Origin of the sequence: Serratia sp. CY55921 (assembly GCF_052167655.1) — a bacterium.
In the GTDB taxonomy this organism is placed as follows: Bacteria; Pseudomonadota; Gammaproteobacteria; order Enterobacterales; family Enterobacteriaceae; genus Serratia; species Serratia ureilytica.
In genome coordinates this window covers 1-898 of record NZ_JBJNMU010000021.1, presented here as the reverse complement: position 1 = coordinate 898, position 898 = coordinate 1, and the positions used below count along the sequence as shown (strand labels likewise).

The window sequence follows — 898 nt, the reverse complement described above, 5'->3', positions numbered from 1 at the left end:
TAGGTAGCTTAACCTTCGGGAGGGCGCTTACCACTTTGTGATTCATGACTGGGGTGAAGTCGTAACAAGGTAACCGTAGGGGAACCTGCGGTTGGATCACCTCCTTACCTAAAGATATTAGTTCGAGTGGCGTGCTCACACAGATTGTCTGATAGAAAGTAACGAGCAGAAATACCTTTATAGGCTTGTAGCTCAGGTGGTTAGAGCGCACCCCTGATAAGGGTGAGGTCGGTGGTTCAAGTCCACTCAGGCCTACCACTTCTTGTAAGTGGAAAAGGTACTGCACGTGACTGTATGGGGCTATAGCTCAGCTGGGAGAGCGCCTGCCTTGCACGCAGGAGGTCAGCGGTTCGATCCCGCTTAGCTCCACCATATAGTCCGGTATTGAATACTTCAGAGTATATTGGCGACAGTATGCTGCGAAGTATTTTGCTCTTTAACAATCTGGAACAAGCTGAAAATTGAAACATGACGGCTGAAATTTATCCCTCCGTAGATGTATTGGGATGAAGAGTAACCTGTCATAGAGTCTCTCAAATGTTTGCAGCGCGAACGATGGAAACATCTTCGGGTTGTGAGGTTAAGTGACTAAGCGTACACGGTGGATGCCTAGGCAGTCAGAGGCGATGAAGGGCGTGCTAATCTGCGAAAAGCGTCGGTAAGGTGATATGAACCGTTATAACCGGCGATACCCGAATGGGGAAACCCAGTGTGTTTCGACACACTATCATGTCATGAATACATAGTGGCATGAGGCGAACCGGGGGAACTGAAACATCTAAGTACCCCGAGGAAAAGAAATCAACCGAGATTCCCCCAGTAGCGGCGAGCGAACGGGGAGGAGCCCAGAACCTGAATCGGCTTGTGTGTTAGTGGAAGCGTCTGGAAAGTCGCGCAG

The 898-nt window shown here is 49.7% G+C and carries 2 tRNA genes and 2 rRNA genes; all 4 read left to right on the top strand.

Features of this window, described 5'->3' with window-relative positions:
* A 16S ribosomal RNA gene (locus ACJ8M3_RS24765) occupies window positions 1-107 on the top strand; the annotation flags it as partial.
* A 74-nt stretch (window positions 108-181) separates the two neighbouring features.
* Window positions 182-258, top strand: a tRNA-Ile gene (locus tag ACJ8M3_RS24760).
* Window positions 259-296: 38 nt separating this feature from the next.
* Window positions 297-372, top strand: a tRNA-Ala gene (locus ACJ8M3_RS24755).
* Window positions 373-578: 206 nt separating this feature from the next.
* Window positions 579-898 (top strand): 23S ribosomal RNA (locus ACJ8M3_RS24750); the annotation flags it as partial.